At 31.9% G+C, this 16,937-nt stretch carries 13 protein-coding genes; 5 read left to right on the plus strand and 8 right to left on the minus strand.

All coding sequences use genetic code 11. The annotated features are described in order from the left end of the window. The first annotated feature begins 123 nt into the window (after positions 1-123). Complete coding sequence (locus BLW23_RS02695) at positions 124-2,604, plus strand: PIG-L family deacetylase (RefSeq protein WP_255362717.1); 2,481 nt, start codon at positions 124-126, stop codon at positions 2,602-2,604. Between the two features lie 93 nt (positions 2,605-2,697). On the opposite strand, the gene BLW23_RS02700 is transcribed toward BLW23_RS02695, so the two are convergent. Next, complete coding sequence (locus BLW23_RS02700) at positions 2,698-3,612, minus strand: LysR family transcriptional regulator (protein ID WP_093667698.1); 915 nt, start codon at positions 3,610-3,612, stop codon at positions 2,698-2,700. A gap of 148 nt (positions 3,613-3,760) precedes the next feature. Between BLW23_RS02700 and BLW23_RS02705 the strand changes: the two genes are divergently transcribed. Together BLW23_RS02705 and BLW23_RS02710 are read left to right on the plus strand one after the other, a co-directional pair. Next, positions 3,761-4,798, plus strand: a complete 1,038-nt coding sequence (locus tag BLW23_RS02705; protein WP_093667699.1) for a hypothetical protein — start codon at positions 3,761-3,763, stop codon at positions 4,796-4,798. Beyond that, positions 4,791-7,703 carry a T9SS type A sorting domain-containing protein gene (locus BLW23_RS02710; RefSeq protein WP_093667700.1) on the plus strand — a complete coding sequence of 971 codons (2,913 nt, stop codon included), beginning with the start codon at positions 4,791-4,793 and terminating at the stop codon, positions 7,701-7,703. The genes BLW23_RS02705 and BLW23_RS02710 overlap by 8 nt, the downstream gene beginning before the upstream one ends. A 48-nt stretch (positions 7,704-7,751) precedes the next feature. On the opposite strand, the gene BLW23_RS02715 is transcribed toward BLW23_RS02710, so the two are convergent. The 4 genes from BLW23_RS02715 to BLW23_RS02730 form a co-directional block, all read right to left on the minus strand. Continuing rightward, positions 7,752-8,342, minus strand: a complete 591-nt coding sequence (locus BLW23_RS02715; RefSeq protein WP_143032089.1) for an SRPBCC family protein — start codon at positions 8,340-8,342, stop codon at positions 7,752-7,754. A 79-nt stretch (positions 8,343-8,421) separates the two neighbouring features. Then, a complete protein-coding gene (locus tag BLW23_RS02720) occupies positions 8,422-8,637 on the minus strand; it encodes a hypothetical protein (protein ID WP_093667702.1) in 216 nt (71 codons plus the stop codon). A 101-nt stretch (positions 8,638-8,738) separates the two neighbouring features. Then, the gene (locus BLW23_RS02725) at positions 8,739-8,984 is read right to left on the minus strand and encodes a cyclic nucleotide-binding domain-containing protein (RefSeq protein WP_093667703.1); all 246 of its coding nucleotides are present in this window, start codon (positions 8,982-8,984) and stop codon (positions 8,739-8,741) included. A 25-nt stretch (positions 8,985-9,009) separates the two neighbouring features. Beyond that, complete coding sequence (locus BLW23_RS02730) at positions 9,010-9,444, minus strand: winged helix-turn-helix transcriptional regulator (protein WP_093667704.1); 435 nt, start codon at positions 9,442-9,444, stop codon at positions 9,010-9,012. A gap of 94 nt (positions 9,445-9,538) precedes the next feature. Between BLW23_RS02730 and BLW23_RS02735 the strand changes: the two genes are divergently transcribed. Further along, positions 9,539-10,549 (plus strand): NAD-dependent epimerase/dehydratase family protein, encoded by a 1,011-nt coding sequence (locus BLW23_RS02735; protein ID WP_093667705.1) that lies wholly within the window; start codon positions 9,539-9,541, stop codon positions 10,547-10,549. Positions 10,550-10,579: 30 nt separating this feature from the next. Here BLW23_RS02735 and BLW23_RS02740 read toward each other — a convergent pair whose 3' ends face one another. Then, positions 10,580-12,211, minus strand: coding sequence for a class I SAM-dependent methyltransferase (locus BLW23_RS02740; protein ID WP_093667706.1), 1,632 nt, complete (start codon positions 12,209-12,211; stop codon positions 10,580-10,582). A gap of 966 nt (positions 12,212-13,177) precedes the next feature. Here BLW23_RS02740 and BLW23_RS02745 point away from each other — a divergent pair. After that, on the plus strand, positions 13,178-13,771 hold the full coding sequence (locus tag BLW23_RS02745; RefSeq protein WP_093667707.1) for a GNAT family N-acetyltransferase: 594 nt from the start codon (positions 13,178-13,180) through the stop codon (positions 13,769-13,771). 39 nt (positions 13,772-13,810) lie between these two features. Here the strand turns inward: BLW23_RS02745 and BLW23_RS02750 are convergent, their stop codons facing one another. Continuing rightward, complete coding sequence (locus BLW23_RS02750) at positions 13,811-15,316, minus strand: cryptochrome/photolyase family protein (protein ID WP_093667708.1); 1,506 nt, start codon at positions 15,314-15,316, stop codon at positions 13,811-13,813. Positions 15,317-15,334: 18 nt separating this feature from the next. Then, positions 15,335-16,636, minus strand: coding sequence for a DASH family cryptochrome (locus tag BLW23_RS02755; RefSeq protein ID WP_093667709.1), 1,302 nt, complete (start codon positions 16,634-16,636; stop codon positions 15,335-15,337). Between the last annotated feature and the right edge of the window lie 301 nt (positions 16,637-16,937).

Consider the following 16,937-nt stretch of genomic DNA (forward strand, 5'->3'; position numbering starts at 1 on the left):
TGTTTATTTTTTAAAAGAATGTGTGGAATTTATCTTCTATTCAATTTAAATGTTAGCATTTTGTTAATTTGATGAATTGCCGAAACAAAAAACTTATTTTTGTTAACAATCAAAACGTTAAAAATGAACAAAAAAGTAACCATTTTTCTTTCATTTTTATTGATGACCTCATCAATAATAGCTCAAAAACAACAAAAACTAACTTCGAACCAGATTTATGAAAAAATTCAAAAGCTTAATTTTTTAGGATCGGCTTTATATATAGCGGCGCATCCCGATGATGAAAATACACGATTAATAGCCTATTTGGCAAATCATGATAAGGCAAGAACTGGATACTTGTCTTTAACAAGAGGTGACGGAGGTCAAAACCTAATAGGACCAGAAATAAGAGAATTATTAGGAGTTATAAGAACACAGGAACTACTCGCTGCAAGAAATGTTGATGGTGGAGAGCAACGTTTTTCAAGAGCTAATGATTTTGGTTATTCGAAACATCCAGATGAAACCTTAAAAATTTGGGATAAGGATAAAGTTTTAGCTGATGTAGTTTGGACGATTAGAACTTTTAAACCAGATGTAATTATTAACAGGTTTGATCATAGAACTCCAGGGACTACCCACGGTCATCATACAACCTCAGCTATGCTAAGTGTTGAAGCTTTTGATTTAGCTAATGATCCATCGAAATATTCAGATCAATTAAGTTATACGGAACCTTGGCAACCAAATCGATTATTTTTTAATACCTCATGGTGGTTTTATGGAAGTCGTGATAATTTTGCTAAAGCTGATAAATCAAAAATGTTAAAATTTGATATTGGAACATATTATCCACTAAAAGGCTTGTCTAATAATGAGCTGGCCTCAATGGCAAGTAGTCAACATCTATGTCAAGGATTTGGACGTTTAACAACAAGGGGAAGTCAAGAAGAATATGTAGAATTTTTAAAAGGAGGTTTCCCAGCCGATAAAGAAAATATCTTTTCAGGAATTAATACAACATGGAGTCGTGTTAAAAAAGGAAAAGAAATTGGAGATATTCTGCATAAAGTTGAAAAGGAATTTGATTTTATCGATCCATCAAAACATTTACCTGAATTGATGAAGGCTTACAAGTTAGTTCAAGGTTTAAAGAACGAACATTGGAAAGGAATAAAATCGAAAGAGCTTAAAGCGATTATAAAAGCATGTGCAGGACTGTATTTAGAAGCTTCTGCGGTTAGTTCAAGTACTACACCGAATAGTAGTGTGAAAATAAATTTTGAAGCCTTAAATCGAAGTAATATCCCGATGGAGTTCGTTTCTATGGAAATTCAACCACAGGAAAGACTTTTATTGAAAAATTTAAAGCTTAGACCAAATTCCAAAGAAAATTTTTCAGAAACTATTAGCGTAGGAAATATGAAATACTCTGCTCCATATTGGTTAGAAAAATCATGGGATTTAGGAATGTATAAAGTGGCGGATCAAAGGGAAATAGGAAACCCTGAAAGTAAAAGGCCTTTTAACATAAAATACAATCTTACTATTAATGGAGAAGATATTTCGTTCGTAAAACCTGTTGTTTACCGATATTCTCAAAGAGATAAAGGAGAGATATATGAACCTTTTGAAATTGTACCTCAGGTAACAACCAAATTGGCTGATAAAGTATTGATTTTCGCGAATGGCGATGCTCAGAAAGTGAATATAGAAGTAAAAGCAGGATCAGATAATACGAATGGAACGGTTAAAATTAAAGCACCTAAAGGGTGGAAGGTTACTCCGGAACAAATTTCTTTTTCAATTGAGCAAAAAGGAGATGTACAAATGGTAGACTTTATGATTGCTCCAACATCCAATGAATCGGAAGGTTATATCAATGCCATTGCTACTGTAAATGGTACTATTTACGATAAGGAGTTGGTTGAAATAAATTATGATCATATTCCAAAGCAGACAGTTTTACTCCAGTCAAAAGCAAAGGTGGTTAGATTGAATATTAAAAAAGAGGGGTCTCATATTGGATATATTCAAGGTTCGGGAGATGCTGTTCCTGAAAGTTTAAAACAAATAGGTTATAAGGTAACGGAAATAACACCTACTGAAATAAATGAGAAAACTCTCTCAAAATTTGATGCAGTTGTTGTTGGAATTAGAGCATACAATACTAAAAAGGAATTGCAATTCAAGCAAAAATACTTATTGGAATATGTTAAGAATGGAGGGAATATGATTGTTCAATACAATACAAACAGACGTGTTGATGTAAAAGCTCCTTATGAATTAAAATTGTCTAGAGATAGGGTTACCGATGAATATGCAAAAGTAACCATGTTAGCTAAAGATCATAAAGCTTTACAGTATCCTAATAAAATAAACGAGAAAGATTTTGAAGGTTGGGTGCAGGAACGTGGATTGTATTTTCCAAATTCTTGGAGTAAAGAATACGTGCCTATTTTATCAATGAATGACAAAGGAGAATCTCCAAAAAAAGGAAGTTTACTTATTGCAAAGTACGGTAAAGGAAACTATATATATACTGGAGTAAGTTTCTTTAGAGAACTTCCAGCTGGAGTTTCTGGAGCTTATAAATTGTTTACAAATTTATTGTCTTTATAGGCTGCCATCAAATTTTTCGAAATAAGGATAGAAAAATCTCATACTTGTGTTTTTAAGTATGGGATTTTTTACTAGGAGCTATTTTTAACCTTGTTAATCTAGTTCAATAGCTCTATTGCTTTTAATTTCATTTTTTATTATTTTAATAAAACTATCAAGAAAGGGATTATCATTGGTCTTTCGATGAGAAAAGTTAACAGGTAGTGTTTGAGTTTGACCTTCTTTTGGAGAAATAAACTTAACTCCTGAAATATTGTATTTGGAAAAATTCTTACCAGTAAAAGTTATACCTGTTCCTAAGGAAACCAGATTTACTTTTTTCCACATAGACTCCACATGCTGAATGATTTTTGGAGAAAACCCAAAAGAATAGCATCTTTCTAGAAAAGTTTCATACCAAATTGGGTCGGCAAGTCTAGGGAATAATATAAAATGTTCGTTTTTTAAATCTCCTAAACATATCGATTCTTTCATAGCAAAAGCATTGCTTTCTGGAATGGCATATAAAACATGGTCATGCTCTATAATAAGACTGCTAATTCTTGTATCTAATCCGAAACCATAGGTAATTCCAATATCGGTTTTATTACTTAAAATTTTTTCCTTCACGTTATAAGAACCTTCAGTTTCACTTATTATTAATTTTACTTTAGGATATTTTATCCTAAAGGTTTCTATACATTTTTGCATACATTCTGATATACCAAAAAAAGTGAAATCAATACGTAAAGTACCAGTAGTATCCTCATCAAAGAGTCTTAAAGAATCAGTTGCCTCTTCAAGTTTTAGAAGGACTTCGCGAGCCTTTTCTAAAAAAATTGAGCCTTCATAGGTAAGTGAGATCTTTTTCTTCTCTCTTTTAAACAATGTTACTCTCAATTCACTCTCTAAACTTTTAATAAGCCTGGTTAAGGGTGGTTGAGAAATACATAGCCTTTCAGAAGCTTTACGAAAACTAAGTTCTTCAGAAACAACAATAAAACTTTTAATCTGCTTAATACTAACCATATACTAAATATATAGTAAAAAGATCAAAAAAAGTATCAAGTGATATAATATTAGAAATGAAATAGGTAAAGGTCAGGCATTAAAATAATGATATTTGATAGAAGTTATTACAACTTTCATTCAATATTAACTATAAATCCAAAGAAACATGAAGCTACGAATATTAACTATTGTCCTAATTTTATTTAGTTATAGTGCATTTTCACAATGGACGGGAACTGACCCTGTCATTCAAAGCGGAGCAGCTATAATACATAAAAACCTAACCATTGGTAAGGAGCTTTTTGGCTTCTCTCCATATGGAGTTCCTTCACCTATAGTATTACCAAAGAGAAAGTTAAATATATTCCGAAAACATGCGGGAGGTCTTGCTTACCCTTTAGGTGCACCGTTATCGAGCTATACTACTGGATTAAAGATAGTTCACAATGTTACTGCTTTTGGACCTAGTCCCGAACAAAATTACAACTGGGAAATTGCTGCATCGAAGCGACATCTATTTTTTCATTACGGAAATGATAATCGAACTTTATTAACAATGAAGTCAAATGGCAGAATTGGTATTGGAATTACAAATCCTGATGCCACACTTCAAGTAAGAAATAACAATTCTACAAGTCTAGATTCTCATTTAGAGGGATTTACTTTAATGGATGGGAATCAAGCATCTTTACTTTTAGGATCAGAAACTAACGCTCCCTATGGTGAATGGGGAATTGAATACAATCAAGGAGCTCAGGGATTAAATTTTTGGAAACCCTCTGGTGCCACCACTGGACATGGTAATTACTACATGTTTATTAAAAATAATGGAAAAGTAAGTATAGGCCTTGACCCTTTGGAACCCACTACATATAATGGTAATTATAAGTTATATGTGGCGGATGGCATTATGACAGAGAGAGTTAAAGTAGCACTACATACGTCAAGTGATTGGGCGGATTACGTGTTCGCGGAGGATTATGATTTAAAACCTCTTTCTTATGTAAAATCATTTATAGAAAAGAACAAACATTTACCCGGAGTACCAAGTGCTGATGAAGTTGTTGAAAATGGAATTGATTTAGGAAAAATGGATGCTCTCCTTTTGCAAAAGATAGAAGAACTTACATTATATGTTATTGAGTTAGAAAAAAAGATAGAAAAGCAAAATCAAAGAAAGGTTAAAAAATGTACTCATGAATAAAATAGTTATACTCATATTTTTTACTATTGTTTCCATTATTCCATTGGAATGCTTTTCTCAAAGAAAAGGAAATACGTTTAGTGATGATATCGAAGCCGCTAATTACATTTTTGGTCGTTTAAATCCTTCTTATTTCGATAATGTATTACTAAATAGATCTTTTGACAAGAGTCCTATCACAATAGATCAAATTAATGGAAAATATGGTCATACGTTTGCACCAAATGATTTTTTAGATGTCTTTTCGAATATATCAGTTGCTTCTATAGATTCCAAAGAGGTTAGCAACATTCAAGGTATTACAGAAGATATTATGGAGTTCTTTAAAAATCAAACAGACGAAGATGATTTAATTCAACCCTTTGGGTTAATATTGAATAATGTTAGTTTTATTGATAGCTTAGCTGGAACAACGAAGTTTAAAAACAAAGAAGGGCAGCTGGTTCCGTATTCTGAAAATCGATCTTTGTATAAAAAAGTATTACTTAAAGCTGCTGGAATTATTGAATTGCATCCTGATAACGGATATGAAATAGGTCAGTTAAAGTACGATTCAAAATTTATTATTACTAGTAAAGACATAACGATACAAAACATAGAAATCAATCTTAATGATGGAAATGGTTTTCAAACATTTGGAAAACGGAATTCAAGTTTACAATATAACAGGACAATTAATTATTCAAAGGCAATTGCCAGAGTGTCTTATGAATTGAATGGTCAATACTTTACTGAGGACATAAAGTTTTACATTACGACAAAAAGTGAGGAATCTAAAGAGACAAGGGGTAGAGAAGATGATGATGATCCTTGGGATGAAATTTGGAGAAACGTAAATCCAATACCTTTCAACGGACTTAAGTTTAGAGTTGGCATTAAGTATGGTTGCGGTAACAACGGTAAAATTAGAAGACCAATTATCATATCACCGCCCTACAGACCTTTAATCCAGCCTTTTTCTATGAAGAAATACTGGAATCAATTCAATGTTGGAGGTTTGTTTGATAAATATGTTAGTTTAGGTTATGATATTATATTCGTAAGGCAAAATTTCGGCTTCTTATCCTTACAAAAAACGGGCACTGAATTGGCTCAGTTTATCAAAAACATCAATAATCTAAAAAAAATAAATTACCCAGATGAAGATTGGGAAAACATTTTAATGGGATATAGCATGGGAGGACAAAATGCACGATATGCCTTACTTAAATTAGAAAAAGAGCATATGGAAGCAGGGGGAGATCATCATCATACAAGATTGTATGTACCTTTTGATTCACCTCATCATGGTGCTAATATTCCATTATTCGCGCAGGCTACTTATAAAACATTTTCAAATACGAACATTGTAGCTGGTATCGCATATAGTAGTTTGATTGACCCAGCATCGACTGACATGGGACTTTATAGTATTAATAGTTATACTGATTTGCCTGGAACTAATATTTTTAGAAAAGAACGAATACCACATCCTGATTCCAATGCAATAGATTATCAAAATGAAATAGCAAGTGATTTTCATCACCATTATTCGAACACAGGAGATACTCGAAAGACTTTTCCAGCTTTTACAAGAAATGTTGCAGTGTCAACAGGAAGTTATAAAGATGATTATAACGACAAATGGAATTTATACCCGGGGAAACTCCTTTTTTCTCAAAACGCTCCAGGTATAACACCTTATGGAGTAGGAGTGGTGAATCGAGATATAAAAGCGTCTCATTACTCAACTAGTTCTCCTAGCCGTATTTTCAGAAGAAGAGATTTTTATATTGCCGTATTTATTCCATTATATATAAGAAAGGAATATCATATGCAAAATGCCTACGAATGGGATTTGGCACAAGGAGGGTATAAAACACTTTTTTATGATGGGCTAGCAGGCGGAGCTACTACAATTTTAAGATTAGGAGCATTTGGGTTTGGAACAAAGTATTATAAAGATGAAACGTCGTTTTTACCATTAGTATCCTCTTTAGCTATTAATCCAACAGAATGGGAAAACAACAATATCAAATACAATTTACAAACGAATGATTTATTTATAGCGGGACTCACTCCAAGTGGCAGCAATATTGTAACCAATAATTATGGATATCCGAATTTAGGGCATCCTTCTGATCATTTTAATATTACGCCTTTTGAAGCCGTTTATGCGGATATTCATAGTTGGGATCATATCGTAATGAAAAAAACAGTTGATGAGTATGGAGATGTTACAAGTAGTGATTTCAACCCATTGGTGAACTTTTTGGTAAATGAAGTTGAAGCGGATGAAGTTGCTCTTCAAAATAAAGTTATAGGAGAAAACCATATACTTTCACCAGATTACCGTTATAAGGCATGGTATAAGGGGTGGAAAAAGGTTTCGTTCGGAAGTAATATCACCTATAAAACAGATCCAGGCGATTATATTATAAAAAAAACAGGAGATATAACATCATTCTCTGGAGGAGCTGTTACTTTGGAGCCAGGGTTTAGTGTTGAAGCAGGTGGAACTTTTCTAGCTTATATAGACCAAACACATCGAGATAATAGTGCATGGTACAATTGTAATAACTATGATGGCCCAAGAGATACTGGACAAATATCAAATAATATAGATGATTATTTGGAAGATTTTAATAGTATTAGCGAAACAGAGGGTTCGAATAAATCAACCGAAAATAAACTAGTAGTATTTCCTAACCCCAATAAAGGTAAATTTACTTTACGAGTTGATAAAACCATTGATAAAGGGCGTTTGGAGGTATTTAGTCTAGATGGTCGATTAGTATTCAGTCAGAAAATTTCTAAGATTCAAACAAATGTAGTAGCTTATCTAAAGCCAGGATTATATGAAGTAATCTACTATCCTGATGATGAAAATAATAAAGTGGAAACAACAAAATTAGTAATATACTAAACTTCTTTTTCTGGAGAGCACCGACGGGTGCTCTCAAAAGGATTGTTTTTATTGCTTTTCTACTTCACCTTTTAATTCTGTATTGAATTGATTATATAAAGGTATTGATGCATTTGCCAAATCATTAGTAGTAAAGAAGCTATTCGTTCCTTGATATTCATCCGTTTGAATAAACCTTGATTGACAATCCGAGATGGCTTCAACCTTAAAAATATGATTATCAATAATGCCAGGAAAGGTTGTGCTCTCCGTCGACCAACCAAATTGTTGGCCTTCGATGTAAGATAACGTACGGTTGAATTGACTTTCTGTTGGTTCTCCGGTTGTTGGGCTTGGTAAAATGTAAGTTATGGTAACTTCGCTATTATTATTAATTTCACCAGAAAGACCCTGAAAAGAACTACTCCAATCGGGCATGTTTGTAAAATCTGTTAGTATATTCCAAACTTCTTCAGCTGATCCATTAATTACGATATCCGTATAAACTCTATGTTTATTTGGTTCGATTTGAGTTATAGTCGATGTAGGAAAATCGATTGTAGTATCTGCGGTGCAAGGTACTTCTTCACTACTATCAGAGCATGATACAATTGTTAAGGTAAAGATTAATAACAGGACGCTCATTCTAAATTTTAGCATAATTGATTAATTTTAAATATTATGCTAAATTAGATTCAGGTGTTCGCAGAGCTCTTGCTAAAATGCAAGAAATCAAAAATTACAATTTGATTCTACTAAGTGTATATGGAGTCATTCCTAAAAAGGAAGCAATGTTTTGTCTTGGAGCAAATTTTGCCGATTGAGGATATTCTTCCATAAATAATTGAAGAGCTTCTTTTTTAGAGCTTTGTGTTAATTCTCTTTGGAAATTGATTTTGTCTTTCAAGATTTTTTCGAAATACTTAGTTTCGAATAGCCCCCAATGTAGAATCATACTTCTTAATTCTAGAATATTTTGTGATGTTAACACAAATATTTCACTAGGTTCAAGAGCTTCAATGGTTCTTTCACTTAACTTTTGAGTTCGATAACTCTTTAATTCTGAAAAAAAGAGTTCTCTTCTATAAAAGCAGTAGTTTGTTCGTTTCCTTTATCATCATGATAATAACTTCTTAATAATCCTTTTCTCAAGAACCCGACTGAATTATTTCTTTGTCTAAATGTGATAAAGTTTTCTTGTCGCTTTAATTCTTTAACAGTCCATTTACTAATTAATAGGTCAATATCATTAATTAGTATTGGGGCATATTGATTAAGTATGGTATGAAGCTCTTCTTTCATTTTATAGATTATAGAATAAGGTCATTTATATATTCAAAGCTTTTATTGTTTCTCTATATCGAGATTCAATCAAATTGGCAAAGGCATTTTTATCGGATCTCAATAATTCCATTGCTTCATTATTGATAAGGGTAGGGTTTAGTTTCCTTAAATTACCATCGCCCCATGCAGCAAGTTCAACAATTATCGGAGTTAAACCTAAACCAATATCAGTTAGTAAGTAAAGGTTCGTTTTTTTATTATGAGGTAGTTTGGTCTTTCTGATGATATCAAATTCTTCCAGTATTTTTAATTTGGCTGATAATATGTTGGTTGCTATTGATTCTGAACTTTCCGTAAAATCTTTAAAAGTTCGCTTACCTTCTATTAATATCTGTTTTATAATGACTATCATCCATTTATCACCAAGTATGTCTAAGGTAGAAGTTATGGGGCAATTACATCTAAATTTGGAACTCATAATTAATTTGTTTAATTTTTTACTTGCAAAATGAAAGTAATTATGTATTTTTACTTGTAAAACAAAAGTAATAATAATTAAGGGAATTCATATCATGAAAAAAAAGGTTTTGTTGACAGGTATTTCGGGGTTTGTAGGGCAACATTGTGCAGTTGAATTATTAAAGCAAGGATACAAAGTAAAAGGATCGATAAGGAAATTATCAAAAGAGCAAGAGGTAAGAAGAGGAATAGCAAAGGTTGTTGATGCAAAAGATAATTTAGAATTTTGTAAACTAGACTTACTTAACGATGCAGGGTGGGAGCAAGCAATGCGCGATTGTGATTTCGTATTACATGTAGCATCACCTTTTGTGATTGCGCAACCAAAAGATGAAAACGAATTGATAAAGCCAGCGGTCGATGGAACGCTACGGGCATTAAAATTTGCTCAAAAAACTGGTGTTAAGAAGGTAGTTTTAACATCTTCAACAGTAGCTATGGCAGGAGATAAAAAAGTTAATCATTTGAATGAAGATAGCTGGACTGATGCCAAAAACGATAAAGTTTCTGCTTATATTAAAAGTAAAACGATGGCTGAAAAAGCAGCATGGGATTTTTATTCAAATCAAACGGGTCCGAACAAAATTCAACTTACTGTTGTGAATCCAGGACCTATTTATGGACCAACATTAACAGGGAATTTATCAGGTGCATCGATGGAGATGATAAAGAAAGTAATTACTGGAAAAATGCCAATGCTACCAAATAGTAATTATGTAATGTCTGATGTAAGGGACATAGCGAAAATTCATGTGGAAGCTTTGGGGAATTTAAAATCCGAAGGAAGAAGATTGATTGTTTCTTCTGCAAAACCGCATTCTTTTGTTAGCGTAGCACAAATTTTAAAAGATGGAGGATATGATAAAGCTAGCCCAAAAACCGCACCTAGTTTAATGGTAAAATTCATGAGTCTTTTCAATAGTGAGATGAAGGGTATGTTACCATTTGTTGATGCTTTGGTAAGTGCCGATATTTCACCAGCAATGGAAATTTTTAAGTGGAGGCCAATTCCATTTGAAAAAACTATTTTAGATACAGCCGTTTCAATAGAGGAGCATCTTTAGTAAAATATAAGAATCCACAATAAGGTTATACTAACTTTGTTGTGGATTTTTTGTGTTGAATAAATTAATAGAAACTGTAGCTAAGTTGGAGTCAGGGAATTTCTTAAAAACCTGCTCGTTTGGAAATAAACCTATCGACTTCATTGCTTCCATATACTCACTTAACTCTATAATGTATTGATCAGAATAACCATGAGTTGCATCATAGGCTGTTGCTGCTGTTTTTCCTAGGTTTTTAGCTACTAAATCAGGATTTGAGGTATGAAGTTCTATGAGTAAAAGGCCGAATTTGTCTATATATGGTTTCCACTTCCTAAAATGTTGTTTAAAAGACTCTATAACCAAGTTATTGTTTAGTCGTTCCCCGCGATACGCATAAGCCCCAGTAGAAGCTGTTAGCGTTATATTTTTAGAAGTAGATGGAGTTTCCCAAATTCTATTATGATCTAAAAAAGTTCTTACATTCAATAAATCAGAAAGGTTTATGCCGTATTTATCTTCCAGATCATTCGATAGAGCTTTTGGATTTCCAATATCTCCCCAAATTACTTTCGCCCAAATATCAGCTTGTACTAAGTTTTTTCGCGTTATTTTAAGAGCGGCTTCGTTATAATCAACTCCGATTAATAACAAAGGGTGCTCTTCCAATTGTTTTCCACGAGAAGTTCTACCTTCAATAAGGTTGAATAAATGCTTTAAAAAAGCTCCATTTCCACAACCAACATCCAAAATTCCTTTGGGCTGTTCTTCAATTGGCTTATTAAACAAATCAATAATAATTTCATCAATTACTCTGAAGTAGGAGGCATGGGCACCACCGCTTCCCCAAACGTTCATCTCTCTATCAACATGAATTTCATGGTTGCTATTTCCTTCTGATCTGAAAAGACGAGGATTGCCAAAAATTAACGTATCAAGCTTTCGAAGTGTTGGAATATAGGATACTGTAACGCCATAAGCACTTGCTCGTTTTGCAAAAAATAGTCCTTTATCGGTGAATTCATAAAACTCGTTGTCTTTAGTAAACCATCCTAAATTGGTGAGAATATTTAATAAACGTTCAAAACTATCGGGATCTTTATGAAATTCTTCTGCTTTAAATTTTGTTTGCATAAAGTATTTATGAAACATACCACTCATACCTAATAATACAATAGTGGGACCTACAATAATCCCTTCAATATGTTGAAGTATTTGAGAAAGAATCCTTACTTCTTTAGAGTTTTCATTTGTGGGAATATTAAAATTTTTCGAAAAATTTTTAAACAGTTTTTCTAATTTGTAAAAAGGATCTTTATTGAATTTTCTAGCGCTAAAATGTTCAGAATATTGGAGTAATTCAAACGCTTCTTTGTAAAGATTGAAATAGTTAAAAGCTATTTGAGAGTTTTCGTTGCAAATATAGGTAACGACGTTATTTTTATTGTCTACCCGCTGAACTAACCATCCTTGCGAACATAATGTGCGCAAGGCTACATTTAAGTAGCCATTGTTAGCCTTAAACCGTTCACTTAATTTTGAAAGAGTTATTTCCTGTTTTTCTAAGAGATACTGAGTGACTCCCTGATTAAAAAGGACAAAAGCCGATGGGCAAGTTACAATTCCATCTAAATGTCTGAATAATTGATTTCTTAATTGAGATTTTTCATGTTTGCTTAGCATGCAATATTGTTTTCATTAAATATAATCAATTGATATTGAATAGAGAAGTGGAGGTTGAGCGTACTGCTTTGTAATGAGTTAAATAGTACGTTGTAATAACTTTTTGTGAATGTAAATTAAAGTATCAATGTTTTTGGGAAAACAAAAAGACCTACTCTGTGAAGTAGGCCTTTAGCTATATAACATAGCATTTAAGGTATATTGTTGTTTTTTAAGTTACTTTTTTCTTATTTGAGTCTAAGATAGTGACTTATATTTTAATAGCTTGTAACATTTGTTACATTACTGTTTAAATAAGTAACTAGATAATAAGTTTGAAAGCTTGACTTTTAAAATATTAATACAGTAATAACAATTATTATAAGTCAAACATTTGAATAATATATTGTTTTTATTGATAATCTAATAGATAGTAATTTTGGTAAATGTTTCTTTTTAGGGATCTCAGTCAAGGAGATTTACTTTATGTTTCATTTACGTTTGCTATCAATCGTTTGATATCGAGTCAAAATTTTATGTGGTGTAGTATGAGAAATTAATGATAAACGATGAAGGTAGTAAGTTCAAGTATTAATAAAGTGATTAAGTCTTTTGATTAAGAATTAAATAAACTATAACTCTATAAATGTTTCTTTTTAGGGACCTCGGTCTATCCTATGAGGTTTACTTTATGTTTCATTTACTGTTTTGTTGTCAGTTAACTTGTTTGTATTTAGGTTTTTATTTTAAATAAAGAACTTTTCGTTTACATTAATTATGACACACTATTTTTTAATAGGTCACATATTTTGATAAAAATGCTATTCGTTTAGATAAAATCAAAAAATATGCCAAAGAACAAAAGTCTCTTCGTGTTAGTCCTTAGCTAATAGTTTTGCGCAATACTTACCGCTATTTAAGGTCTAAGTTTACTTGGTTTTACTCAGATTTAGTTAATTTCGCAGGCTATTGCGAAAAATAACTTTAATGATAAAGGCTACGATAAAAGATATTGGTAGAGTTACAGATGTTTTAACAGATTCATTCAAAGAGAATAAATCAATAATTAACGTTACAAGAAAAGGTAAGAATCAAAGTTTAAGAATAAGGAAACTTATGAAGTTCTTTACCTTAAACACGTTTTATAATGGAGATGTTTTCATTTCAGACGATGCCAATGGTTGTTTATTGATGTTAACAAAAGACGAAGAGAGAAAAGGAACTATAACAAAGCGTTTACACTTACTTATTTGGAAAGTGAATTTAATGTTCAATATTCTTGGAATAAACAACGTTATAAATGTTTTACAAAGAGAAAAAGCAATTAATAAGAATCATCCCAAGGGGAATTATCTTCATTTATATTATGTTGGTGTTTATAAGGAATTTCAAGGAAAACGTATAGGATCGAAATTAATTGAGGAGGTAATACAATATTATGGAGTAACGAAAACTCTATATTTGGAAACTTCTGACATTAGGAATTTGCCCTTTTATAAAAAACTTGGCTTTAGGGTTGTAAATATTCATAACGAATTGGAAATAACATTGTATATCTTGAAAAAAGAAAGCCTGAGTTAACTATTTTATTTGTGCTTTTTAAAATTCACTCAAGCCATTTTATAACAAATTCAATTGATTTGATTTTTTAGTTTTATTAAGGTCGCTTAAAAATGTTTCGGCATTTTGAAAATGTTTATTACGCTTTTCTGTATCCATTTTATCTAAGTTAGTGATTAACATTTTTAGGCGAGGGTTTTTAGATAAGAAAACTCTGTTTACATTCATAAACCTCCAGAATAGTCCGTCCCAAATATTTTGCCAATTACCAGTAGGGTAATTACTCATTTTTTTAACATAATTACTACTGCTAATATATGGTTTTGTAGACATGAGTCCTCCATCAGCAAATAAACTCATTCCGTATATATTAGGAACCATTACCCAATCATAACTATCGATAAAAAACTCCATAAACCATTGGTACACTTCATCAGGATCAAATTCGCAAAGCAGCATAAAGTTTCCAAGTATCATTAATCTTTCTATATGATGTGCATAGCCTGTAAGCTTTAGTTTTTTTATGGTCGTATCAATAGGTAAAATACCCGTGGTTCCATCATAAAATGAATTAGGTATTTTTCGGTTGTGTTTCCAAAAATTTTTGGTTCTTTCTTCTGCGCCTTTTACTTCGTAAATTCCACGAATAAATTCACGCCAACCTAAAATTTGTCTCACGAAACCTTCTAAGGAATTAATAGGAGTATTATTCTTTTCCGCATAATCTATTGCTTTGTGAATGACATATTCCGGAGTAAGAAGACCAACATTAATTAAAGGGGATAAAACACTGTGATTTAAAAAATACTCACGAGATACAATAGCGTCTTCGTAAATACCAAATTCGTGAAACCTGGTTTCTAAAAAGTTAGTAAACCAAACTTCAGCTTCTTCAAAGGTTGTTGGATATATCTGCTGATCTTGTAGCGTTCCGAGATTTTCAGAAAAGTGTTTATGAATATATTCCTTAGCTTCTTTATAATAAGAGTTTGATTTAGGAAACGATATGGTCGGCGCTACTTTCCCTTTGGGGTATTTCTTACGATTTTCAGTGTCATAGGTCCATTTTCCACCTGTAGGTTTTCCATTTTCGATAAGAATATTTCTTAATAGTCGCTGTTGTTTATAGAATGAAGTTTGAAAGAACTTCTTTTTTGTAGGCTTAAAGAAAGATGACAGGTCGTTTTTAGAATTTATAAAAAGAGGCGATTCATGGATGGTAATGCTAATTCTTTTTTCGAAACCTATAATTCTTTTTTTCAACCAATTATCACTGGGATCTATAAGATATAGTTCTTCTAGGCCCTGAAGAATAAGTTTTTCTAAAAGAAATCGAATGTCACTTTCTTTTTCCAGCGCTTGAATATAGTTAACATTGAAATTCTGTTGTTTTAAAAACTCTTCATAAAATTTCATGGTAGCTCTATGGAAAGCCAATTTTTGCTGATGAAAATTGTATTGATTAAAGAATAAAGTTTCTTCAATTAGATATATAGGGATCTCAGAATCCAGTAGTTCTATATTTTTAAAAATTTGATGCGGAAATATAAATATTACTTGTTTCATGGGGATTGTATTAAATTTTTAGAATAAAGAAGTTTGTAACCAAGTTCGACGATAGTGACCGTGCCCGTCATATTTTTCAGCTTGCCATTGCACATTAAACTTTCTATCTCTCGGATCATTACCAACACCAGCAACATATTGCCAGTTTCCATAGTTACTATGAACATCATAATCGATAAGCATACTTTCGAAATAAGCAGCACCAATACGCCAATCAAGAAATAACTCTTTTGCGAAAAAGGAAGCTACATTTTGTCTACCTCTATTACTCATCCAGCCAGTTTTTTTAAGCTCTATCATATTAGCATTAACAAAATCATTGGAAGTTTCTCCGTTAATCCAATCATTAACAAGTTTTTTGTCGTTATTCCATGAATATTCGATTTGTTTAATTCCAGTTGCTTTAAACAAATTGTTTTGATGTTTAAGAGATAAAAACTTGAAGTAATCTCTCCAAATCAATTCAAAAATTAACCAATAGGTAGACTGATTGCTTCCAAACTCCTGTTCAAATTTTTTAACTTCCCAGTAAATACTCTTTGCCGAAATACAACCATTGGCCAACCAAGGAGAAAACTTTGAACTATAGTCGATTCCTAATAATTCATTCCTTGTCTTTTTATAGAAGTTTAATTTTTTTGTTTTGAAGAAATAATGTTGTAAACGCAGAGACGCCTGGGTTTCACCTCCTTTAAAAGGAAAGGCCGATTTCTGATGCTTTTCAAAAACTTCAGACCCTAAATCCATCAACGAGGGTAATTGTGTGTCTACATTAATCCAATTACTCGTTTCTTTTGGGACGATGACTAAAGATGGTTTGGTAGAAACAACTTTTTCAATCCTTTTTCTGAAATTGGTAAAAACCTCTGGAGTATGAAGAATATCGAAATTAACCGTGTCTGGATGATATAAAAACTGATCGTAATATGAGTGAATTGTTACTGTTTTTGATAGTTTTTGTTCTATTCTCTTAATAATGCTGTTTTCTTCATGAGTAAACTCTTTTTGAAAGAACAAAGCACTTGCATTGTATTTTTTGCAAAACTCAACAACTTTACTATTTGGATGATCGAAGTAGGTGAATAAGGAAATATTTAACTTTTTAAGATTCTCGGCAAGATTGTTAACCGACTCAATTAGAAATTGAGTTCGGAACTTTTCGATTTTTTTAAACCCAAATTGTGAGGTGTTAAATAGATTCTTATCAAAACAATAAATACCAATCACTTTAGAGTATTGAGAGCAGGCCTCATACAAAGCTTTGCTATCCTGTATTCTTAAGTTATTAGTAAACCATACGATTGCTGTTTTTTGCTGCATCTTACTTTATTCTCTGATTGAGTTATCAAAGATAAATTATTTTGTTTAATGTTTTTAGTTGTAGGTTAGACAAAATTAATAAGAAAAGTAATTCCAGATACTTTATTGTGGTAATTCCACTTGCTAGATGGTATAATCGTTCGAAAGGAGCACCATTTAATAAAATGGATTTGGTGATTTTTTAATCGTTCTTATTTATTTCAAGTTGTATTATTGATACACAATTGGGGTAATGGAAATAAGATAGTTGAGTTTTCTTTCCATAATTAGAATTATCTCAAGTAATTCTGTATCGATATTT

The organism is Tenacibaculum sp. MAR_2009_124, assembly GCF_900105455.1.
GTDB lineage: Bacteria > Bacteroidota > Bacteroidia > Flavobacteriales > Flavobacteriaceae > Polaribacter.